This window comes from Pseudomonas sp. NFX71 (assembly GCF_048079215.1).
Taxonomy (GTDB): Bacteria; Pseudomonadota; Gammaproteobacteria; order Pseudomonadales; family Pseudomonadaceae; genus Aquipseudomonas; species Aquipseudomonas fluorescens_B.
In genome coordinates this window covers 4684777-4707806 of sequence record NZ_CP182230.1, presented here as the reverse complement: position 1 = coordinate 4707806, position 23030 = coordinate 4684777, and the positions used below count along the sequence as shown (strand labels likewise).

General features: G+C 58.8%; 20 protein-coding genes. 3 read left to right on the top strand and 17 right to left on the bottom strand.

What is annotated here, in order from left to right:
* Positions 1–250 precede the first annotated feature (250 nt).
* The 6 genes from ACM1ZW_RS22095 to ACM1ZW_RS22070 all read right to left on the bottom strand — a co-directional run bounded on the left by ACM1ZW_RS22095 (position 251) and on the right by ACM1ZW_RS22070 (position 7857).
* Positions 251–1441 (bottom strand): carboxylate-amine ligase, encoded by a 1191-nt coding sequence (locus ACM1ZW_RS22095; RefSeq protein ID WP_416739345.1) that lies wholly within the window; start codon positions 1439–1441, stop codon positions 251–253.
* Positions 1442–2612: 1171 nt separating this feature from the next.
* Positions 2613–2885, bottom strand: coding sequence for a hypothetical protein (locus tag ACM1ZW_RS22090; protein ID WP_416739344.1), 273 nt, complete (start codon positions 2883–2885; stop codon positions 2613–2615).
* A gap of 527 nt (positions 2886–3412) precedes the next feature.
* A complete protein-coding gene (locus ACM1ZW_RS22085) occupies positions 3413–3742 on the bottom strand; it encodes a colicin immunity protein (protein ID WP_017338147.1) in 330 nt (109 codons plus the stop codon).
* A gap of 2 nt (positions 3743–3744) precedes the next feature.
* Positions 3745–4905, bottom strand: a complete 1161-nt coding sequence (locus ACM1ZW_RS22080; RefSeq protein WP_416739343.1) for a colicin E5-related ribonuclease — start codon at positions 4903–4905, stop codon at positions 3745–3747.
* Positions 4906–4931: 26 nt separating this feature from the next.
* A complete protein-coding gene (gene treS / locus ACM1ZW_RS22075) occupies positions 4932–6998 on the bottom strand; it encodes a maltose alpha-D-glucosyltransferase (RefSeq protein WP_416739342.1) in 2067 nt (688 codons plus the stop codon).
* Positions 6999–7110: 112 nt separating this feature from the next.
* Positions 7111–7857 carry an EAL domain-containing protein gene (locus ACM1ZW_RS22070; protein WP_414879840.1) on the bottom strand — a complete coding sequence of 249 codons (747 nt, stop codon included), beginning with the start codon at positions 7855–7857 and terminating at the stop codon, positions 7111–7113.
* 248 nt (positions 7858–8105) lie between these two features.
* On the opposite strand from ACM1ZW_RS22070, the gene ACM1ZW_RS22065 reads away from it, so the two are divergent.
* Complete coding sequence (locus tag ACM1ZW_RS22065) at positions 8106–9110, top strand: AraC family transcriptional regulator (RefSeq protein WP_017338143.1); 1005 nt, start codon at positions 8106–8108, stop codon at positions 9108–9110.
* Between the two features lie 12 nt (positions 9111–9122).
* Here the strand turns inward: ACM1ZW_RS22065 and ACM1ZW_RS22060 are convergent, their stop codons facing one another.
* The 5 genes from ACM1ZW_RS22060 to ACM1ZW_RS22040 all read right to left on the bottom strand — a co-directional run bounded on the left by ACM1ZW_RS22060 (position 9123) and on the right by ACM1ZW_RS22040 (position 14383).
* Positions 9123–10250 carry a diguanylate cyclase gene (locus ACM1ZW_RS22060; RefSeq protein ID WP_414879841.1) on the bottom strand — a complete coding sequence of 376 codons (1128 nt, stop codon included), beginning with the start codon at positions 10248–10250 and terminating at the stop codon, positions 9123–9125.
* Positions 10251–10364: 114 nt separating this feature from the next.
* Positions 10365–11414, bottom strand: a complete 1050-nt coding sequence (locus ACM1ZW_RS22055) for an NAD(P)H-dependent flavin oxidoreductase (protein ID WP_416739341.1) — start codon at positions 11412–11414, stop codon at positions 10365–10367.
* Between the two features lie 67 nt (positions 11415–11481).
* A complete protein-coding gene (locus tag ACM1ZW_RS22050) occupies positions 11482–11871 on the bottom strand; it encodes a tautomerase family protein (protein ID WP_017338140.1) in 390 nt (129 codons plus the stop codon).
* Positions 11872–11991: 120 nt separating this feature from the next.
* Positions 11992–13509 (bottom strand): CoA-acylating methylmalonate-semialdehyde dehydrogenase, encoded by a 1518-nt coding sequence (locus ACM1ZW_RS22045; RefSeq protein WP_017338139.1) that lies wholly within the window; start codon positions 13507–13509, stop codon positions 11992–11994.
* A gap of 199 nt (positions 13510–13708) precedes the next feature.
* Positions 13709–14383 (bottom strand): MOSC domain-containing protein, encoded by a 675-nt coding sequence (locus tag ACM1ZW_RS22040; protein WP_416739340.1) that lies wholly within the window; start codon positions 14381–14383, stop codon positions 13709–13711.
* Between the two features lie 113 nt (positions 14384–14496).
* On the opposite strand from ACM1ZW_RS22040, the gene ACM1ZW_RS22035 reads away from it, so the two are divergent.
* Positions 14497–15384 (top strand): LysR family transcriptional regulator, encoded by an 888-nt coding sequence (locus ACM1ZW_RS22035; protein WP_031318761.1) that lies wholly within the window; start codon positions 14497–14499, stop codon positions 15382–15384.
* Between the two features lie 228 nt (positions 15385–15612).
* On the opposite strand, the gene ACM1ZW_RS22030 is transcribed toward ACM1ZW_RS22035, so the two are convergent.
* Genes ACM1ZW_RS22030 through ACM1ZW_RS22015 form a run of 4 tightly spaced genes read right to left on the bottom strand, consistent with a single transcriptional unit; the run spans position 15613 to position 19205 of the window.
* Positions 15613–16605: an NAD(P)H-dependent flavin oxidoreductase gene (locus tag ACM1ZW_RS22030; protein ID WP_416739339.1), complete on the bottom strand. Its 993-nt coding sequence runs from the start codon at positions 16603–16605 to the stop codon at positions 15613–15615.
* A 3-nt stretch (positions 16606–16608) separates the two neighbouring features.
* On the bottom strand, positions 16609–17163 hold the full coding sequence (locus tag ACM1ZW_RS22025) for a cytochrome b (RefSeq protein ID WP_414879845.1): 555 nt from the start codon (positions 17161–17163) through the stop codon (positions 16609–16611).
* A 57-nt stretch (positions 17164–17220) separates the two neighbouring features.
* A complete protein-coding gene (gene actP, locus ACM1ZW_RS22020; protein ID WP_416739338.1) occupies positions 17221–18894 on the bottom strand; it encodes a cation/acetate symporter ActP in 1674 nt (557 codons plus the stop codon).
* A complete protein-coding gene (locus ACM1ZW_RS22015) occupies positions 18891–19205 on the bottom strand; it encodes a DUF485 domain-containing protein (RefSeq protein ID WP_017338133.1) in 315 nt (104 codons plus the stop codon). The genes actP and ACM1ZW_RS22015 overlap by 4 nt, the downstream gene beginning before the upstream one ends.
* Before the next feature lie 260 nt (positions 19206–19465).
* Here ACM1ZW_RS22015 and ACM1ZW_RS22010 point away from each other — a divergent pair, with 260 nt between their 5' ends.
* Entirely contained in the window at positions 19466–20353 is an 888-nt protein-coding gene (locus tag ACM1ZW_RS22010) for a LysR family transcriptional regulator (RefSeq protein WP_414879847.1), read from the top strand.
* On the opposite strand, the gene ACM1ZW_RS22005 is transcribed toward ACM1ZW_RS22010, so the two are convergent.
* Both ACM1ZW_RS22005 and ACM1ZW_RS22000 read right to left on the bottom strand, forming a co-directional pair.
* Complete coding sequence (locus ACM1ZW_RS22005) at positions 20278–21552, bottom strand: MFS transporter (RefSeq protein WP_416739337.1); 1275 nt, start codon at positions 21550–21552, stop codon at positions 20278–20280. The genes ACM1ZW_RS22010 and ACM1ZW_RS22005 overlap by 76 nt on opposite strands.
* A 142-nt stretch (positions 21553–21694) precedes the next feature.
* Positions 21695–22978: an MFS transporter gene (locus tag ACM1ZW_RS22000; RefSeq protein WP_414879849.1), complete on the bottom strand. Its 1284-nt coding sequence runs from the start codon at positions 22976–22978 to the stop codon at positions 21695–21697.
* Positions 22979–23030: the final 52 nt, after the last annotated feature.

Here is a 23030-nt window from a genome sequence, read left to right as displayed (position 1 = left end):
ACGCCTCCCAAGTGGAGGCGTTGTGCTTTTTGCCGACTGGCAAAACGGACTAAGTGGGAGAGATCGTCGCCAGGGCACCGATCAAAAGGGTTAACAGCAGAAAACCACCCAGGAAAAGGGACATCTTGGCCATGGAGCCTCCTACGGAATGAGAATGCGGTGCAAGGGCTACTGCGAATGCGGACCGTGCTGTCATTGTGAGGCGCAGGCCTGATGCGTAACAGATGCAGATCACGCAGAAAAATACGGATCAGATCACCTGTCCTGTCAACGCCCTGCCGGGATTGCCGCTGCCGGGGATCCTTTGATCGAAAGATGGCGCTTGCGACGTTTCCATCAGCAGTTGGTCCACCACTTGCGAAAGTGCAGCCTGGACATCGCCCCCACTGCCCAAGGCTCGCTGGTAAACACCCAGTTGTCGCTGCGCACTGGTGCCTTCGCGGAGCATTTGCCTGATGTGAGCAAAAACCGACTCTGCACCCAGTGTTCGCGCCGCATCGCCCAATATCTGTTCAGCCATGAACAGCCACTGCTCCATGGAAAACGGCCGGTCGTAGCCTTCAATAATGAACGACGCCCGGGTTCCGAAGCGTTTCGCCCGCCAGCGGTTTTCCTTGAGAACCCACTGGGATGCTTGTGAATAGGCAGATCCGGGGCGCGGTTGGTCAATGGCATACGCCACCACCAGCCGAAAAAACGAGGCGATGCACAACGCATCATCCAGACGTGGACAGGCATCCGTCATCCGCAACTCCAGGGTCGGATACTTCGCCGCCGGCCGCAAACCCCACCAGACATCGCCAGCCTGCCGAACAGTCCCGGTACGCATCAGCAGCGCAACGTAAGCGTCATAGGCGGATTGATCCTCAAGAAACTCCGGAACGCCCATCCGCGGCCATTCATCACAAGCCGTTTGCCGGTAACTCGCAAAGCCGCTGTCGGCGCCGTCCCAAAACGGTGAAGAACTGCTCAAGGCCAGCAAAAACGGCAGCCACGGCAAGACTTCGTTCATCACGTGGATACGGTCCAGATGCCTCGGCACCTCAACATGCACGTGCAGACCGGACAGCAGGCTGCGCCGTGCGACGCGCTGGAAGTCTTCGAACAGTTGAAGAAAATGATCCTGCTCCGTGGCCTGTTGCAGACGCCAGTCCGCCAACGGATGGCTGCCGACACTGAGTAGTCCCAGGCCATAAGGATCCAGTGCATTTCCCAAGGTTTGGCGAACGTTAGCCAGGTATTCGGCTGCTTGCGCAACATCGGTAAATATTGGTGACGCGACTTCGACCTGCCCTTTAAACATCTCATAGGCAAAGCACGGGCCTAACGCAGCCTTGCACGCCTCAATCGCCGCGCCGGGCGGATCCTCCGACATGCGGCGGGTGCGCAGGTCGGTGATGAAGTATTCCTCTTCAATGCCGAAGTTCAGGTGTGGGTTCATCAAATGCCCTCACGGGGTCTGCCTTGCGGTCGTGAATCCGTGATTGGGCGAGAGGTGAAGAACTGCGCCATTGCCGGATTCAAGAATTAGCGTTCTTAAGGCTATGGCTGCATTTGGGCGTAGGAGTTCTTGTTTTTTTCGTAATGCGGCCCACGACACCTGTATTGCGGGCGCAGGCTGTGGAGTGAATGAAAAAGGGCGATTTCTTTGGGTCGCCCATTTTGTCGCGTGAGAAATAGATGAATCCCTTTCACACCGCAGGTACGCTCGTCACGGAAATACGTTGGTATCCAGAAAATAAATTCCGCCATCATCATTTAACAAGCAAGCGAGCGGGCTGACTCCATCTTCATTGAGGATGCTAGACCTGCAATATGGGGAAAGCCCACCACCTGAGTCTTCCCATGAGAAACATATTTTCACTAAGTCCCATAACGCTTTGGATGGCCAATTTTATTGGGAGTCAAATACCCTTCGACCCGCACACCACTCGAAGTGGTGCCAGATCATTATTACCTACTATGATTTTATTCTTGATCGACCCTTTTGCACCTACTCAGGAATGATTTGCAACTCACTCCATAGTGGTTTCAGTCCTAGACTTTCCATATAAGTCCCATAGTCGACAAAGGCCTTAACCCCAATGTTTTCGTATAAAAAACATGAGGCCTCGCACTCTTGACATACGAACAAGCAAGTGTCGTTAGCTACAATTCTAGCCTTGACAACATCTCCCTGCTCACACCTTGGACACAGCATATAAAACTTCTCTATTTAACAGGATAGGCGATAATGACCTGATTGGTCCCAGGCCGAACAATAATTTTAATACTCGTTTCTCCCGAAGTACCAATCGCTCGGCCCATCGGGACAACATATGCACCCGGATCACCTACCACGGGACTACCTTTCTTGAGCCATGCCTCATCGACAGCTCCTAAAATTTCTTTTCTGTCCATACTAAAGACGCTATGCGTTGTCTTGGCCGGATTCGGCTCCGCATGCTCTAAAACATGTAAAACTCTGTTTCCTTGAACCGATCCTTGTCCATAGTCTAGACCTGCTGGGGTTGTCCAAGTCCGGGTAGCTTTGTCAAATGTTAGCTCTACTGCACCACCTGTCGCTTTTACACCCTATTGTTTTCTATTGCGACTCTATTGCGACTTTTATTTCAAGCCCAGTCATCAGGAACTACGCCGTCCTTTTTTGCTTCAGTCTCAGGGATCGGCACATTCAGTTCTGGGATGGCTAGAAAAACAATTTTGTAAAATCGATTTATAGTCTGATTACGCCATTCGTCATCAGAGCAAAACTTTTGCAACTTGGACCTTGGAAGAAATATTTCACATTCCCCCCCCATGTGCCCTCCATATTGAAAGCCGATGCAAAAATGCCCTTCACTAGTGTTCTTCAACCAATAACCAAGTGGCAAATAAATTTCCATTGAACAACTCCCTCACAGCCTTTACAGCGACTTGATCAATTCGCAACTGCCCGGGAATGACAGCCTCTGGTACGCCACCAGAAGTATACCCCCCAGGAACCCAATAACCAGGAAATGCACCAACTTCATTCCCTGACGGCATGCGAACATTTGGCTTAGCAATTACCTCTGCCTGAGCCTTATCCAGATAACCAGCAGGCAAGCTAAGTTTCGTTTCCACGGCGCGAATATTCCCACCTGTCGACTTGTAAAGCTCATCCAAATAGCTTTTCGGAAACACAAACGAGTTCTCAGGGCCAACTTAAAGACGCTATGCGTTGTCTTGGCCGGATTCGGCTCCGCATGCTCTAAAACATGCAAAACTCTGTTTCCTTGAACCGATCCTTGTCCATAGTCTAGACCTGCTGGGGTTGTCCAAGTCCGGGTAGCTTTGTCAAATGTTAGCTCTGCTGCACCACCTGTCGCTTTTGCACCAACACTACTACCGGACCTTCAAGTGTTCCTTGCTGCCAGCAAACGCGACGTGCTTACCATCCCAACATACGAGGCGCCGTAATCACGTAGACATCATGCACGGCCTGTTCCGTGCGCACGAATTCAGCCGCTACTCGATTGTTTTGTTCGGCCGTTCTCTGATCGACTGGGGGATCAACTCCGTCCCAAATACAATCCAACCGCGCCTCAAATCCAGGGGCATGCCAAATGCCTCCTTCGATTCGAGCGACCACTAACCCGCGCTGTGCAGCGCGTTCACAAATAGCAACTGCTGCATCGGCTGAGACCTTCATCACAACGCTTCCACCAAGATTGAAGAAGTCATCGGATGAGTCGTAGCGCTGCTGAAGATCAATGATCATTTTCACTTCCACTTAATTCGACTATCCGGAATCCACCCTGGGTCATTTTTGCCGCTTATCTGCACGACTTCGCCAGTCCGGTCGTTAACTACAACATACCCGTTCTTTGAGCCATACACGGATGCCGGATCACTTCTCGCCAATCCATCTGGCGTCTTCGACGCAGATCGGTTGTCAGCAGTAGTTCCCACTGGCCCTTCATCAATGACGTCCTGGACCTCTTGCTGAGTCCACCCTCGAGCTTCAAGTTGACCGCCAATTTTGCCGTCAATAGTAATTTTGCCCGTCTTTGTGGCTTCTAATCCTTCCGAAGCGGCCTCTTTTGCACCGTCAGCATTGGTACTTTCGTTATAGACCGCCCCCGGATTCAGCTGATGCCCCGGCGTCACATAAACATTACCGCCTTGCTGACCATCCAATTGGCTTCCACCGGTATGGGGCGTTGTGGAGGCCTGCCCGCCCTCCGCATAACCGCCGCTACTCGGGTTTTGCTTGCCCGCCTCAACCAACAGACCTTCGTACTTCTTCAACCTCGGGTCAAGCACATGAATCGGAAGCCCAAGGTTGGTAAGCGCGACATCTACGATCAGCTTGACCATCTCAGCACGCTGATTGACATCGCGCACGTTCGTCTCAATAGAGTCTATCGCGCTCGACACTGCCGCCTGCATCTCTGCTTGCCGTTCAGGAGGCAGTTGCGTGGCCGCGAGCGAAGTAGCCAACGCCCCCAACAGCACAGTACCCGCCACCGCCACCGGTACGAAGTTTTGCTGGGTCTGTTGTAGCAAATTCATCCGGTACATCACCGCAAGAACCTGCATTGCCTTGTCGGGATCCTGCCCCGCCATATCCGTCAAACGCTGGGCGACAAGCTCGACATTCTTGTCTTGCCCACCCGGTGCGACTACGCCAAGAAGTGCCTTGACGGTGTTGGCGCGGGTTTGTTCATTGCGGTTGCCCAACCGACGCATCAGCTCGCGATCAAGCTGCTGACCTCGCACTTTTTCGGTATCGGTTCCGCTACCCAATGCTCTCCCGACACGGAACAAATCAGCAAGCTTGTGCAGCGCTTCTTCGCTGTTCTCCCCATAAGAGGGTTTACCGTTTCGAAGCGAAAGGTGAAGCGGATCAGAGCAAAACCGTCGATATGGCGCGTCGATCATTCCCGCGCCACATCGCCTTGGGAGGGCTAAATCATCGGCGAACTGCTGACCACGCGCAGTGCCAACCCTTCATAAGCATCCAGCGTAATCGTGAACTCCCCTTCAGGCGTCAGATCACCCTCGACCCGTTCATTGATGATGTCGACCACCGGCCCCGGCGCAATATTGGGCAGGTGCAGGGTTTCGGTGATCGCTGTCGAGCCGAAGTTCAGCGCGGTGATCTGGGTGCCTTTGCCGGCCGGCAGTTCGTGGACCATGATCAGCAACCCCGGATGCTCGACATCCGGGACCAGGATCTGACGGCTCGCGGCAATATCATAGGAACGGCGCGCCGCCAGGATTCGCTTCAGCTGCGAGGCAAAGGAGTCATGGTCTTTCAGTTGACTGGTCAGGCTGCCGTAAAGCGTTTTCGGGCGCGGCATCTGACCTTCCGACAGCTCCGCTTCCGGATTGAGATCAACCAGATCGTAGGCGCCGCGATGAATCCAGCGTGTGTCGCCGTCGAGCATCAAATGTGCGACCAGCTCTGCCGGCAACGGCAGTGCGCCGACGAGGTCCCAACCCGATAACGCGAACACGCCGGGCTGCATCGCGTTGTACATCACCAGCAGCACATGAATCTGGCGGATCTGCTGGATATCCGCTGCGGTAATGGCATCGAGGTCACGAATCCCCAGCGCTGCCGTGATGATGCTGGCGGTGGTGCAGGACACGCCGTTGGTGACGAATTTCAGGTTATACGGTGCGTGTTCGCCGGCCAGGCGTTCGTACATCTGCTCGCGAATGTGCTCGCGCAAGATGTTGCCGGGGAAGGTCTGGCCCTGATAGAGGAAAGTGTCATGGGCGTGCAGCGTCCAGAAATGCACCAGTTCGAGGGTCAGTTCGTCATGGTTCTGCAAGGCGTGGATCAGCGAGCCCGGGTCGATGCCCAGGGTGTGCATCTGGCGCAGCATCAAGCGCAGGAATTCGGTATCGCCCATCAGCAACGCATGCTGGTAAGCGGGTCGGGTGATGAAGTCATAGGAAAGATCGGCCCCGCCGTGTGACATGGCGGCGATATCGTCAACGGTCAGGTTCAATTCCTGAAAACTGAAACCGCCCGCCTTGCGAATTGCCCCGGCCAGCAACTGGTTGCCGGTGATCGACAAGGGATGACTTTCCGACCAGGCGGTGCCATCGAGCTTGCGTTCAACGCCGAGAAAACCGTTGGCGTCCAGACGCAGGATTTTCGCCCCCATCACGTCGATGGCGTGCAGCGCGTCGCCGATGATCATCTGCTGCGCGGCGAAGGTCGGGTCCAGCCAGTTCAGCGACGGTTGCCCTTCCTTGAAGTAATGCAGGTAAACCCAGCGTCGCGGTTTGCCATCGACCCCGATCACGACCGGTGTCGCACTCCAGTCGGTTTCCTTGACTCCGGGCTCGAAGAAAATCACCCGCTGCAACTGGCCGACGATGTAATGCTTGTCGCGCAGCACATCGACCTGCTGCGGACTGAGGTTCTGCGCGTCGCGGCCCTCGAGAACATCGGGCAGCAGCGGCCAGTCTTCCTCGCGGATTTCCACCATGTGGTAGAGCCCCGGATAGTCTTCATACGCCATCTCGGCCAGGCGAAAGTCCGCACCTTTGCCGGTGTGCGACGGGATGACGTCGTCGATGATCACCGCATTGTGCGCAGCGGCCATGCGCACCAACGCTTGCAGCTGCGCCTCGGTGCCCAACTGTGGATCGATGTCGAAACTGATGCGGTCGAAGTTGCCGTCAATGGTGGGCGTGTGTTGGGTGCCCGAGAGGCCGCCAGACCTTTTCAGCGGGCCGTTGTGAATGCCCTGGATACCGATTCTCGACAAGGCGTGCCAAAGGGTTTCGTCCCCCAGGGCTTCGAGCACTGTACCGTTTTCCCGGGTGACAATCGACGCCGGGTACGCGGTGAACCACACCGAAGCGAGGGCCGAAGCGTCACGGGGCCGGGTATGCGCATAGGGCTGTTGCCACAACCGGCCTTGCCCCGAGTAGAGCCTGGCCCGTTGTCTTGCGGCATGCAGCATCGATTGTTCGACCAGCCAGTCCACATGGTTTTTCTCAGCTGCCGTCATGGAAACAATCACCTCTCGTCATGAAAAAATGGCATCCGCCCTTCTGCACCAAAGGCACTGCTCGTTTTCATATGAGGCCATGACGTGGCATTCGTTGCATCGTGCTGCGTGATCACGCTCCGGGTTGCAGTTGGCACCGAGCTCCCAGCGCATCGATCTGCGGACGGCCGAAGAGATAACCCTGACCCCACTCGCTACCGCAGGCAGTGGCAAGGGCGCGATCGGCTTCGGATTCAATCCCCTCGATGATCACGCACGGCGCCAGCGTCTTGCACAGCTGCACCAGATGACCGAGGGTCTGGGCGCTGTTGGTCTCCAGGCGTGCGCGCTGGAGGTAGCCCTGATCGATCTTGACGATATCCGGCCGGGTCTGCCGGATGAATTCCAGCGTACCCAGGCCCGAGCCAAAATCATCGATGGCCACCCGGCAACCCATCTCCCGCAGGCACAACACGAATTCGATCGCCGCCGAGGTGCTTGGCGGCGTGGCGCTTTCGGTCACTTCAATCACCAGTCGCGCGGCCACCGAAGGGGTGTCGCGCAATTGCATGAGAATCGGTTGCCAGTAGTGGTCAACGATGGCGCTTTGCGCGGAGATGTTGCAGCCCAGCCGCAGGTGTTCGTTTTGCAGCAGACGTTCAATCACGCAGCTCACCACGCTGCGGTCAAGCTCACGCATCAACTGATGCTTTTCCAGCATGGCGAAAGGATAAACCCCCTCGCCCTGTGCATCGATATGCCGCAACAGCCCTTCCTGGTACAGCACCCGGCGACTGTCGGGCAACCAGACGACCGGCTGAAACGCCAACACCAACTTGCCCTGTGCCAGTTCATTGTAAAAATTCTTCACTCTGTGCATGTCACATCCGTAGACAAAGCGGCGTCCTGCCGCCGGGTGAATATGGCGACGCCACGCGGCGCTCCTGCAACTGCAGCGTTGACTGCCGGCCATAATCGACGCTCGCCGACCGGTCAGGAAGTGTTCCCGGATACCTTTCGCTTGTCCTTGGAAACGTGTCGGTTGTGTTAATCGACTGTGACCATTTGTTTATTGCGATCATGCGCCGGCTTGCGCGACATCAATTAGCCATTACGCCGGGAAGAATCATGCACAGAATGACCAGCACCGGTTTTCGGGTGCTCGCCGACGTCTTGACCGACGCCGGCGCCAACGTGGAAACCTTGCTCGAAGAGTTCGGCAGCAGCAACGAGGAGGTCTGGGCAAACCCCAACGGCGTCAGGCTAGAGCTGGTCTATAAGGTGATGGCTGAAGCGGAAAAACGTACCGGTAACCCGGACATTGGTTTGCTGGCTTATGCCCGCGCGCATCCGGCGAACCTGGAGGTGCTGGGCTACGCAGTGATGTCTTGCGCCACGCTGGGCTCCGCGCTGCATCGGCTGGTGGATTATCAATCGCTGATCTGTAATGGCTTCTATATGTGCCTGGACCAGGAACCGACAGCGCTGAAGCTGATCGGCTTCGACATCAGCGCCCAGCCGTCGCTGACACCCCGGGCCTTCATCGATGCCGGCGCCGCGCAAACCGTGGGGCTGGTGCACTGGCTGTTGCCCAAGCGCAAGCCGCAACCCGTGGCGGCGACCTTTACTTACCCCAAACCAGCGGATACCACCCGGCTGGAACACTTGCTCGGGAGCAACCTGTCATTCGGCGCGTCTTACAACAGCCTGACGTTCAGCCTCGACGACTGCTCGATTGCATTGCCGACGGCCGATCCTGCACTGGATGTCCTGCATGTCGAATACGCCCGCACACGCTTGAACCTGCTGCTCAACGGCTCAATGACCGAGCGTGTTCGACAGGTGCTTTCCGAGCGGCTGGCCCAAGGCGTGCCCAGCGACCTGAACCGGATCGCCCAGGCGGTCGGCGTGAGTGCACGCAGCCTGCAACGGCGCTTGAGCAATGAAGACATGCACTTCTCGGCACTGCAGGATGAAGCGCGACTGATGCTCGCGCATAACTTCCTGCGCAATTCAGCGCGCAGTGTGAAGTACATCGGCGCGCTGCTGGGTTTTCGCGATCAGAGCAGCTTTCATAAAGCCTGCATACGCTGGTTCGGCATGACGCCTGGACGCTACAGGGAAGTGTCCTGACCACCTGCCGGCCTATTCAGACACTGCGACCTGATTGCGCCCGCGCGCCTTGGCTCGATACAGCGCCTTGTCCGCGTTGTTCATCAAACTGTGCAGATCGTTATCGTCGGCATTCATAGAGGCGACACCGCCGCTGGCCGAGATACGATGGACCGGCCCGGTCATCAGGCCGGCGATCGACTGGATGAGTTCCTCGGCAATGTGCTGTGCGACTTCAATCGACGTGTCCGGCAGCAAAACGGCAAACTCCTCCCCGCCCAACCGCCCGTACACGTCGGTTTCGCGAAACGAACGGCTGATGACGGCCCCCATTTGCCGCAGCACCTGATCCCCGACCTGATGCCCGTAGGTGTCATTGATGTGCTTGAAGTGATCCATGTCCAGCATGACGGCACACAGCGGCAACTGGTTGTTCTTGCAGTGGCCATATAGATGCTGCGCGTGCTCGAAAAAAGCCCGGCGATTCATCAGGCCCGTGAGTTCATCGGTCTGGGCGGCACGCGTGGAAACACTGTGTGCCTGCTCCATTTCACGGGTTAGACGGAAGGCGGTTTCCAGTGCGTCGGACAGGTTGCGCGTCGCGCTGAATACAAAGGAGGCGAACACCAGCACCGCCACTCCCATGCCGACCTGCAAGGACGAGGCTTGAAACAACAGCCAGATCGTACAAGGAAGCAACACCAGGGAAATGGACACGATCGTCATGTAGCGATAGGCCGAGTAACAGGACACCGCACTGACCGACATCCCGACGCAAAACAGCATGACCAGCGCCTGGGCCAACAGGTCATCGGCTGGCATGACCGTCAGCGCGCCCCCGCCCCAGATACCGGCGGACAACACGAGCGTGACCCAATACGTGCGCTCCCAGCGCTCAGGGGTGCGCTCACTGGGGGGGCTGCGCAAATAGGCGATGAACATCAAGATCCGCAACAGCGACGACGCTGCCAGTATCGCGATCCACCACGCGATGACCGTGTGATCAAAACGCTCCCAGCACAGCCAGCACAGCATCAACACCGCGAGAAAGCTGCCGAAAACCGCCGAGACCGACTGGCGGAACAGCTGGTGCAATCGGTCCGTGCGCACCTGACTGACGATTAAATCTTCCGTTTCGAACCGCAATCCAAGGCCATCCATTTCATCCGCCTGATCGTGATGCTGCGACGAATGCGATTGTGGCACATTGCTTAGGGCTACTCACTCGGTGATCGGACGGATCCTCTGAATCGCTGCAGGCAGCAATGTCTCAAGTCAGGCTTTCATTTCCGCCGCCAGCAGATTCACCAGCGCTGCGGCCGGCAATTCACGCGCCAGCGGTGCGCCCTGCCCGGCCCACTGCACGGCAAAATCAGTGTTTGCCTGCGCGGTCGCGGCAGCGTTGAGCGCCTTGTTGGCGTCATAGGTCAGCGGATAGTCGGGCAGTGCCGTGGCAGCCGTCGCAAGGAGGGTGAAGTTGCGATTGACCATGCCACGGGCAGGACGGCCGGAAATCACACTGGTGACTTTGGTTTGGTGTGCGCGCGGCCCCTTCAAGGCCTCACGGTAAGCGCTGTTGGCGGAGGATTCAGGGCAGAGGATAAATGCCGTGCCCAGCTGCGCTGCACTGGCGCCCAGTTGCATGACCGCCTTGATGCCTGCGCCGTCCATGATGCCACCCGCCGCGATCACCGGCAGTCTGCAAGCGCGGGTCAACACACGCACCAGCGCAAACGTGCCCATTTCCGTGTCCTGCTGCGGGTCGAATACACCGCGATGGCCCCCGGCTTCGTAACCTTGAGCCACCAGCGCATGCACGCCGGCGTGCTCCGCCAACTGCGCTTCGGCCAGGCTCGTTACGGAGCACAAGAGCACGATGCCGGCGTCCTTGAGCGCATCGACGGCGGATTGTGGGGGCAATCCAAAATGGAAGCTGACCACCGCCGGTTTTTCTTCCAGCAGCATCTGCAGCATGTCCGGGTCTTCGACGAACGAGGTGTAGATCTCGCGCAGCGACGACGGCGCAGCGGCGCCGAACTCGGCAAAAAACGGTGTCAGGAAACTCAGCCATTGCGCCTCTCGGGCGCTGTCATGCACGGCAGGCTGGTGGCAGAACAGGTTCACATTGAAGGGTCTATCCGTCAGTGCCGCCGTCTCTCGAATCATGGCCCGCGCCTGCTCGACGCTGCTCGCCCCGATGCCGATGGAACCCAGACCGCCGGCACTCGACACCGCTGCCGCGAGCCTGGGTGTGGAAACGCCCACCATGGGGGATTGAAGGATCGGCAGTTGAATGTTCAAAAGGGACAGCAGTGGACTGGACATGACAGCACCTGTACGTGATGAGTGTGAGTAAAACCGATGGCGCCTGAGCACTCGGCGCTGCCCGGCGCTACAGTTCGCCGGTCAGGAATTGCGCCCGTCCCCGGCCGAAGGACCAGTCCGAATCGGCATTTTCCACCAGCGAAACAATCAGGTCATCGGGCGACAAGCCGCAATCGGCACGTAGCCTCTCGGCCAGCAAGCGGTAGAACGCGGCCTTCTGCGCTTGTGAGCGCGGTCGCGAAATCACCGTCAGCAACACCACATTGGCCGAGCGCGTGTAGCCCAATCCCGTGTCGTGCAGCACCAACTCACCGGGACGGTGTTGGGTGACGCATTGATAGCGATCACTGGCGGGCACTTCAAAGGCCTCGACCATCGCCTGATGGGTCGCGTCCAGAAGCGTCTTGAGCTGCTCGTCATTGCGCCCCTGGAGGATGTCGAACTTGAGCAACGGCATAGCGATTCACCTGTGCGAAAAAACCGGGGGCGAGGAATTCGCCCCCCCTGGGAAAAAAGATGCCGTGCCAGCCCGTGCCAACACGTCACCCAACCCCAAACCTGTGGAGCAGAAACCGTATTACTTGGACGTCGGCATGGCGAACTCAGCGCCCTTGGCGATGCTGTTCGGCCAGCGCTGCATGATCGACTTCTGCTTGGTGTAGAAGCGCACGCCCTCTTCGCCATAGGCGTGTGTGTCACCGAACAGCGAACGCTTCCAGCCGCCGAAGCCATGCCACGCCATCGGCACTGGAATCGGCACGTTGATGCCAACCATGCCCACCTGAATGCGGCTGGCGAATTCACGGGCGATGTGGCCGTCACGGGTGTAGCAGGCGGTGCCATTGCCGAACTCGTGGGCGTTGACCAGATTGACCGCCTCGGCAAAATCCTTGACGCGCATGCACGCGAGCACCGGGCCGAAGATCTCCTCTTTGTAGATTTTCATCTCGGGCGTGACATGGTCGAACACCGTGCCACCGAGCCAGAACCCTTCGGCACAGTTCGCGCCAGCCTGAGCACCGTCAAAACCACGGCCGTCGACCAGCAGTTCTGCGCCTTCTTCAATGCCTTGTTCGATGTACCCGGTGATGCGCTGCAACGCGACTTGCGACACGATCGGGCCCATCTCCGCGGCCAGGTTCATACCCTCGAGGACTTTGAGCGCGCGGGTGCGTTCCACCAGTTTGGGCATCACCTTGTCCGCGACATCCCCGACAAAAACCGCCACCGAGATCGCCATGCAACGCTCGCCGGCAGAGCCGAATGCCGCGCCGATCAGCGCGTCCACCACTTGATCGATGTCGGCGTCCGGCATCACTACCATGTGGTTTTTCGCGCCCCCGAGCGCCTGCACACGCTTGCCGTGGCGGGCGCCCGTTTCATAGATGTAATTGGCAATCGGCGTTGAGCCGACAAAACTCACGGCTTTGACGTCCGGGTGATCGATCAGCGCATCCACCGCTTCCTTGTCGCCCTGCACGACGTTAAACACGCCGTCGGGCAGCCCGGCTTCCTTGAACAGTTCGGCGATCAGCAACGAGGGCGACGGGTCGATCGGGCTTGGCTTGAGCACGAAGGTGTTGCCGCAGGCGATGGCCACCGGGAACATCCACATCGGCACCATTACCGGGAAGTTGAACGGGGTGATGCCGGCCACCACGCCCAGCGGCTGGCGCATGGTCCAGTTGTCGATGTTGGTCGAGACCTGCTCGGTGTAGTCACCCTTGAGCAATTGCGGGATGCCGCAGGCGAACTCGACGACCTCGATGCCGCGTGTCACTTCACCCTGGGCATCGGTGAAGACCTTGCCATGCTCGGCGGTGATCATGCGCGCCAGGGTGTCGCGGTGCTCGTTGAGCAGCGCCAGGAACTTGAACATGATGCGTGCCCGACGCAGTGGCGGCAGCGCCGACCAGGCCGGAAAAGCCTGTGCCGCCGACTTCACCGCTGCGTCGACTTCAGCGGCATTGGCGAGCGCAACTTTGCCGATGACGGAGCCGAGGGCGGGGTTGGTGACGTTCTGCGTGCGGCCCGAAGAACCGTGCGTCACGCGGCCGTGAATGTAATGTGCGATGTCTGCTGGCTGGGTGCTCATGGCGGGTGTCCCCTGGTGGTGGATAAGGACCATCTCTTTTTGTTGTTCGGGATTGCCAGGCGGTCCTGTCGGCGCGCCTCAGGGTCAAAGTAGGCCAGCCTTTGGATCATGTAAAATGATGATTAATGATTCTGGTGATCACAAATGGTGAAGCTGTTTTGATGGCGAGGGAGCAAGCGCCCTCGCCACGGGCGGGCAGTTATTTGTCTTGAACAGCTTTTTGCAGCCATTTCGCCCGCTCCGACAGGCGCCGCCTCCAGTCCTCGGCCAGGCCACGGATGGCGGCCAGCGCGAGCAGGTCGTCGATCACCGGCCGGTGCGACAGCTGCACCTGCCAGAACTCATCGATGGAAAAGCGCTGCGTCTGCCGTTCCAGCAGTTCAATCGTGTCCCCGGCCTCGATAAATCCCGGCTGAAGCACCCGGTAATACCAACCGGTGATGCGCTCTTTGGCGACATGCATCGACATGCGTTCGGCGTCAAAACGATGGTTGATTTTCCAGCACGGGCTGCGTGGCTGAGAGACTTGCAACACCGCACTGCCCATCTGGAACACGTCGCCGATGTGCACGTTTCGCTCAGAGAGCCCGAGCGCTGAGAGGTTTTCCCCGAGGCTGCCCGGGATCAGTTCCGGGGCGCACTGTGCAAAGGCCTGCGCCAGGCGCTGATAGTTTTCTGCCGCATAGTGATGAACTGCTTTTTCCGGACCGCCGTGAACCCGGCGATCGGCGTGCTCATCTCCGACAATCCCCTGGACCTCCACGCGAGCGGGGCCGGCACGTCGCTGTTTGAAGATGCCTGAACGTTGCCCTTCAGGCATCAGGACGCCCATGCCGCCGGCAAAGACATGGTCAATTCTTGAAGTCAGGTTCATCGTCCGGCAGCGCTCATTCGTCTGTTTTGTTGACTTTACTAACCGTCGACAATGATCGTAAAATGATGACTCGTGATGCTATTCATCACTTTTTATGATAGGTGGCAAAGATCATGGAAATGCGCCAACTGAAGATTTTCTGCGCGGTTGCCGAGCTTGGCAGCTTCACTGCGGCCGCCGTCAATGTGAATACGGTGCAGTCCAATGTCACCATGCGGGTGAAGGAGCTGGAAGCCGAACTGAACCGGGAACTGTTCATCCGCAAAAAGTCCGGGGTGGTGCTCACCTCGGCGGGCCAGACCTTCCTCGGGTATGCGCGGCGCATCCTGCAACTGACAGAAGAGAGTCGCAACGCCCTGATGGATACCGGCATTCCGGCGGGCCTGCTGCGGTTGGGCTCAATGGAAACCACCGCCGCCATCCGCTTGCCGCAAGTGCTGACAAAGTACCGCGAGAAATACCCCGAGGTTCAGTTGTCGCTGTTGACCGGGACCACTTCCGAACTGATCAAGGCGATTGAAGCGCATCGACTCGACGGCGCATTCGTCGGCGGATTCCACCAGAATTCGGCGCTGACCCAGGAAGAGGTTTTCCAGGAAGAACTGGTGCTGGTCAGCAGCAATCAGTTCCCGTCACTGCCCGCGCTGATCGAGAAAATCCCGCAGCAAACCGTACTGGTCTTCCGCACCGGCTGCTTCTACCGCTCCACCCTGGAAAACTGGTTTTATCAGGTCGGGCTGGTGCCCAACCAGATCATGGAACTGGGCACCCTCGACGGTATCCTGTCGTGCGTCGCCGCCGGCATGGGCGTGACCTTGCTGCCCAAGGCCATCGCGGAAAATTGCAGCGTACGGCATGCCATTCGTTGCCACACGCTCCCGCCGGAATTCGCCAACGTCTCGACCGTCTTCATCCGCCGAAACGACACGATGATCACCTCGGCCATGAGCGCGTTCATCGGCCTGGCACAAAACCAGATCGCCCGGCCGGCGGTGGCGTGAATAGCCGGCCATGACCAGAATGTTGTTCACTTAAGAAAATCTTCAGGCAGGCAAGAAATCTGTGGTGAGGGGATTTAGCGAAACGTCGCACCGCCCCGTTGGGTCGCGAAGCGGCCCCAGCGTCCGGCCAATTAGATTGAATTGTCCGGATTGGCGACTGCTTCGCAGCCGAACGGGGATAAATCCCCTCGCCACAATTGTGTGGAGCCCGCACTTAAGTGATCAGCATTAGGCTTGAGCGGCAAAGTTGACGGCTTCACCCTCCTCCATTGGCAACCGGCTTGTTGTCATCGGCAGCCCGGAGGCCAGCTCAACCACGCGCTCGGCCGCCGGGACGACACTGTGAATCTTACCCACCCCCTGCCCCGCGTACAGCGACAGCTTTTTCGCCATCCGCGGTTTGTCGATCGCCCGGGCGCCGCCGCCGATGAAGCGCAGCAGGTTCCACTTGTCCCGATTGGGGATCACCCGGTGAGGCGTACCGTAGGTCCAGCCGAACGAATAACCGGTCCGGTACTCGGTGTCATCCGTCGTCGCTTCCACGATCTTTTGTTTGTAGAGCGGGTGCGCATTCGACTCGTCGGTGGCGATAAACGCCGTGCCCACCACCACACCTGACGCACCGAGCGACATCAGCGCCCGGACATCATCGCCCGCCACGATACCGCCCGCGGCCAGGACCGGTCGCCCCTCCGAAACACCCAGGATTGAGGACAACAGCGGCATGATGCCGATGGTGCCCCGGTTCAAATGACCGCCACTTTCACTGCCTTGCGCCACGAGAATGTCGGCGCCTTGTGCAATGGCAATCCTGGCAAGTTCAACCGACCCCACCTGCACCATGACCGTCAGCCCCGCGTCCTTCGCTCGGGGAATCATGTCGGCGGAATAGGCCTCGGCGTAAAACAGTGAAAGCAGTCGCGGTTTTTCTTCCAGCACCACCTGAAACTGCGCTTCGAAAACGTCCGGGCCGCCGAACTGTGGAACAAGGTTCACACCAAAAGGCTTATCGGTCAGTGCACGGGTTTCCTGTATCCACCGGCGCAAGGTCAGCGGCGGCAGACGCAAACCGCCCAGCACCCCCATCCCCCCGGCATTGGCCACCGCCCCCACGAGCTGCGGGCCGGAAATGGCTGCCATGCCACCGAGAAAGATCGGGTACTTCACGCCGCACAGTCGAGTGATGGCGTTTCCTGCAAAATCGGATCTGGCTTCGTTCATGACTCACAGCTCCACATGTTTTCCAAGCATCCGCTTGAGCGTGTTGTTCTTCAGGAGAAAGTGATTCTTGACCGCACCGAAGACATGCAAGGCCAGCCCCGCGAGAAACGCCGAAGCGCCGATATCGAACAGCACATCAACGACATGTTTGAGTCCGGCGTGAGTGGGCAAGAGCGTTGGAATGGAGAATCCTCCAGGCAAAACCACGGCCTCGCCGCCCGCCGAACGGGAAGCCCAGACTGCTATCGGCAGCAGCACCATCGCCAGGGCGAGCGCTACCGCAACCGAACGGCTGATGATGACCTCGATGGGATTCGGCGTGCCCACGGGCAGCGGATGGTAAGAGGTGATCCTGGCCCAGAATCGATAGACAGACACCAGAAACAGAATCAGCCCCACCAGGTTTTGCATGTGGGCAAGCGGCATCCGCGCGGTGTCGCTGGAGGCCTGGTCGATCATCAGCTGCAAGCCGACGATCGCCAGCAGCGAAAGCGCCACCACCCAGTGCAGCGCCACGGTGATGGGTGAAAACCTTAAGCCATTGTCTCGAAGTTGCATGGCAGACTCCTTTTGGCAGAGTGCGCAAATCAGGATAGGAAAATGACGGGCTGTGTCTTAATGATTGACAGCCTGCGACGCCCCGAGGCCGGTCTGGGCACGGATGAGTTGGTCATCGAAACGCTCCCGCTCCAGCACGGCCTCGCTGCTGCGATCGGTGACCGAGCCAAGCCAGGTAAAGAAGAACGCCACGTTCATCGAAATGATCGCCGGGTAGTCGAAGGGGAAAATAGCCTCGGGGTTGCCCAGCACCTTGACCCACACCGCCGGCGAGAGAATCACCAGGCTGACCGAGCTCACCAGTCCGGCGATGCCACCGATCAATGCCCCTCGCGTCGTCAGCCCTTTCCAGTACATCGAAAGCGCGAGAATCGGGAAGTTGACCGAGGCCGCTACGCCGAACGTCAGTGCCACCAGGAAGGCAATGTTCTGGTCCTTGAACAGGATGCCCAGCACCACCGCAACGATACCGATGCCGACCGAAGCGATCCGCGAAACACGGCGCTCGTCTTTCGCTTCGGCCCGGCCTTTCTTGAAGACCATGACGTAGAGGTCATGGGAAATCGCCGAGGTCCCCGCCATCGTCAGTCCGGAGACCACCGCCAGGATCGTGGCAAACGCAACCGCGGAGATGAAGCCCAGTAACAGGTCGCCCCCCACCGCTTTGGCCAGGTGCATCACCGGCATGTTGCCACCGCCGATGAGCTTGCCACCCAGAATGCCGGACTCGTAGAACGCCGGATCGCGCCCGACGATCACGATCGCCGCCAGCCCGAGCACCGCTACGATCAGGTAGAAGAAGCCGATGAAACCCGTCGCGATGAACACCGATTTGCGCGCTTGCCGCGCATCCGGCACGGTGAAAAAACGCATGAGGATATGCGGCAATCCGGCCGTGCCGAACACCAGGCCCAGGGACAGCGAGATCAGCGCCAACGGATCGGCCACCAGTTTGCTGGGCAGCAGGATCAGTTCACCATCGTGATGAGCGGCCACCGCCTGCGTGAACAACTGTTCGAAGGAAAACCCGAACTTGCTCAGCGCCAATACCGCCAGCAAGGTTCCGCCCACCAGCAACAGCCCGGCCTTGATGATCTGCACCCACGTGGTGGCGACCATCCCGCCAAACGTGACGTAGACCGCCATCAACAACCCGACCGCGATCACCGCATAGTTGTAGGGCAGACCGAACAGCAGCTGGATCAACTGCCCTGCGCCCACCATCTGCACCACCAGATAGAAGCACACCACGGTCAACGAACCGAACGCGGTCAGGGTGCGAATCCGGTTTTGATCGAGTCGAAAAGACGCAATGTCCGAGAGCGTAATACGCCCCAGATTGCAGATGCGCTCGGCAAACAGGAACAACAGCAATGGCCAGGCAACGAAGAAGCTGATCGAGTACAGCACCCCATCGAAGCCGTTGAAGAAAATCATGCTGGTGACACCCAGTAACGCAGCCGCCGACATGTAGTCCCCGGCCAGCGCCAGGCCGTTCTGGAAGCCTGTGATGCCGCCGCCGGCGTTGTAGAAATCGTCCATCGACTTGGTCTTGTTGGCCGCCCAGTAAGTAATGCCCAACGTCGTCAGCACGAAGACGAGGAACATCGCAATGGCGGTGATGTTGAGGGGTTGTTTTTCAACCGCCTGCAAGGTGTCGGCCGCCGAGGCGTACGTGGCTGCCGCGCTCAGGAGAGCAGGAACAATGAGGTAGCGAAGAAGGGTTTTCATACGATGGCTCCTTCGCGAATTTCTGTGGTGAGTGCGTCGAACTCACCATTGGCCCGAAGGATGTACAGGCCCGTAAACAACCAGGCCCCGACGATGAAGGCAACGCCAAGCGGCCAGCCTATGTTGATGACGCTGGTCGCAGAAAGCTTCTGCGCCAGCAGGTGCGGCGCGAACGCGGCGATGAGGATGAACGTGAAGTAAGGAACGAGGGTGGCGGCGACAAGACAAGCGACGAACCTTCGCTGCCTTGAGACCAATTCCTGATACCGGGGATGGTTGCGAATTCTGGCTGATTCGATTGCATGATTCACGTTGACTCCGTGTAGCAGTGGAAGCGTTTATTGTTGTTCCACAGCCTCAATTCGAAGACTCGATTTGCCACTGGCTGCGGGGTATTTGCACCCTCAACCTATGCCTGGCACCGAATCATGTAAAACGATCATTAATGATGCTTGTGATCTGTTTTGATGAACCAGCCATTGCCTATTCTTGCCATTGCGATTTGCGAAACCCAATCTCCTCAACGTGTATTATTCGAGTCAGTTATTGCTTTTAGAGATAGGTGAATTCGATGGATATGACGGACCTCAAGGTGGTTGACGCGGTCGCGCGGCACGGCAGCATGAACAAGGCGGCCAGCGAACTGAATACCGTGCAGTCGAACGTGTCGGCAAGGATTCGAGCGCTGGAAGAGGAGCTGGGGGTGGCGCTGTTTCAACGCAGCGCCCGAGGTGTCCAGATCACGCCGGCCGGGCGGCGGATCCTGCCCTTCGCCGCGCGCCTGTCGAAGCTGCTCTTCGATGCTTCCAGCGCCGCGCGCGACGATGGACACCCAAGGGGCGTATTCGAGATCGGTACGCTGGAGACGACGCTGGCGCTGCGTCTGCCACGACTGATCGCCAGGTTCGCCAAGGCCTACCCTGACGTTCGCCCGCTGATTCGCACCGGCACCACGTGCAGCCTGATCCAGGGGGTTATCGACTGTAAGCTCGAAGGCGCGTTTGTGGTGGGACCGGTCAATCACCCGGAATTACTGAGTGAACCAGCCTTCCGCGAAGAGCTGGTTTTAGTAACGTCTACCGCGATCAATCGCCTGGACGAAGTCGCCTCCGTCGACAATCTGAAGACCGTCGTCTTTCGAATCGGTTGTTCCTATCGCCAACGCCTGGATTCCCTGCTGACCCGGTTGGGCGTCCCGGCGCCCGAGCCACTTGAGTTCGGATCGATCGAAGCCATCGTTGCCTGCGTTTCCGCCGGCGTCGGCGTCACATTGTTACCCAGAGGCGTTGTCGCCAGTGCGTTGCGCGACGGGTTGGTCAACGTGCATAAGCTGACACCGGATATCGCCGACGTAGAGACGGTATTTGTCCGGCGCATCGATGGCTACTTTTCCAGCGCGCTATCGACCTTTCTGGACAGCGTGCGACTGGACGGGGTGCCGGCGCTCGAGCCCATGTAGCGATAGCTGATCCAGCCGTTCATTCCGGCGCAGAGCAGTAACAGCGCGGCCGTCACCAGGAACACATGATGCAAGCCGAGATGAGCGCCAATCTGCCCACCGATCAGTGGCCCGATCACCTGCCCGGAAAACTGCGCCGATTGCAGATAACCGAGGATTTTTCCGGTGTTGTGCTCTTCGACCGAATGCCGGATCAGCTTGGCAATCGCCGGCAGCAGGCCTGCAAGGGTCATCCCCATGACACCGCGCAAAACCGCCAGTTGCCACCATTGCGTGACGAAGGCCTGGGGCACCATGACCAGCCCCGTCAACAGCAGACAGCCGATGATCACGTTCCAGCTGCCGACCCGGTCTGCCAGCGCCCCCAGCTTGGCGGCGGTCAAAATACTGCCCAGCGCTGAAGCGGCCATGACAAAACCCGCGACACGGGCCTGACGATCCAACGGCACGCCGAGGTCGCCAATGTAGACGGTGATGATCGGCTCGATCGACATATTGGCCAGGAGCACCATCATTGCGGTCACGAGCAGTGCGCCGATGACCGGCCATTTCGAACCCGTCTCCTCAGGCTGGTTTTTCTTGCCCCGCTGTCTCGCATCCGCCACACGATCGAAGTCCTCGCGCACCAGCAGGATGGTCGCAAGGGCAGCGACCGCGATCATCCCGCCGCCGACGAAAAACGTGCCGCGGATACCCACGAACTCCGGCAGGAAACCGCCCACCAACGGCCCGATCAGGTTGCCGGACAAGGCACCCGTGGACAAAACCCCCAAGGCCCAACCGGCCCGTTCCCGCGGAACCTGGGAGCCGATCATGACAATCGAGGCGGACGCGTAGCCACCGATGAGGCCAGCGAAGAGGCGCAGTGCGACCAGTTCGGTCACGTTGTGCGCCAGCCCGATCAGCGACATCACAACGGCCATGCCGATGGCCGCTCTGACCAGCATGGGTTTGCGGCCATAGCGGTCAGCCAGGCGCCCCCAGATCGGGGCCGTCACAGCGGTCCCCAGGAACGTCGCGCCGAAGGCCACCGCCGACCATTGCACCACGTCAGCCTGCGCCGTAACGCCCAGTTGCTGGACGTACAGCGGCAAGAAGGGCAACAACATGCTCAGGCTGACCAGCGTAGTGAACGAGCCGAAAACACACACTGCCAGGTTTCGGCGCCAGTACTTCTGGTTACGATCGGAATAATTCACGTGCAATGGCGTTCCGCTTTGATCGAATGGAAAGTCGCTCTCAAGACAGGTAAACCCTACGCAGGCGCAGATATCTTAAGAAGCGAATTAATTCGATCAGGGTTATCTCAATTAAAGATAACCATCCGAAAACGCCCGGGCTTCAGCTCTGGGTCGCAGGCGCGCTCGAATGCACCAATGAAACGGGCTCCGGCGCCGGCTCGTCGTCCAGCTTGATGAACATGGCCAATATCGGCCCCATCAGCACCACGGCGATCGACGCGCCGAATGCCACTGACCAGTTATTGCCGGTGATGTCCAGCAACCAGCCGATCACCACCGGCGACACCGCACCGGCCAAGGCCATGCCGGTGAAGGTGCAGGCGCTGGAAGTCGCGGAGTGGGCGTGGGACACCTCGGTGCCAATCACCCAGAGCGGCGAGTCGGCCAGTTCCGAGCAGAAGAACGAGAAGCTCAGGCCGCAGGCGCAGATCATCAGGTCGTGGGTGAACATCAGCGGAATCAGGCCAATGATCGAGGCCAGGAAGCCGAAGATGATCAGGTCGCGACGTGAGCGCAGGCGGTTGCCGGTGACCTTGAAACGCCAGTCCGAGAGCATGCCGCCGACCGCGGTGCCGACCGTTCCGCCGAGCAGCACGAAGGTCGAAAACATGGCGGTGTGGGTCAGGTCCATGCCGTAACGCTGGGTGAAGAACGACGGAATCCAGTTGAGGAAGAACCACAACACCCAGCCGTGGCAAAAACAGGTGGCGGCCGCCGGCCAGACCCTGCGCAGCATCTGCGGCCAGTTGACCGGAGCGGCGACCACAGGCGCCACCGGTGCAGCGGCCGTGGCCTCGACCAGTTTCTTCGACTCGCTGAGGCTGAAATACATCACGAACATGTAGATCAGTGTCACCACGCCGAGGATGACAAAGGTCATGCGCCAGGAAAACTGGATGATCATGAACGTCACGATCAACGGTGCCAGTGCGTTGGCCAGGCGTCCGGACGCATGCATCATGCCCTGGGCCGTGCCGCGCTGAGTGATGGGGATGGCGCGAGCGATCATGCGCGCCGCGGTCGGGTAGATCGGCGCTTCGCCGATGCCGACCACGAAACGGGCAATCACCAGCACCACCAGACCGCTGACCAGGCCCGTGGCAATGGTCGCGACCGACCAGATAATGCCGTAGAGCAACATCGCCTTGCGCGAACCGATCCGGTCGCTGAACCAGCCGCCGGGAATCATGAAGCAGCTGTAGGCGATGGCAAACGCGGAAAACATCATGCCCAGATTAGTGTTGCTGAAACCCAGCTCTTTACTGATCGTCGGTGCGGCGACCGCGAGGTTGGTGCGGTCCACGTACATGATGAAGGCCATGACGCACAGCAACACGAAGGTCAGCGTTGCCCTGCGTTTTTGCGCAAGCGTAGTCGGAATCATTTTTTTCCACCTTTTTTTATAGTTGTAGTGGGCAGGCGGTCATCCCGGACCG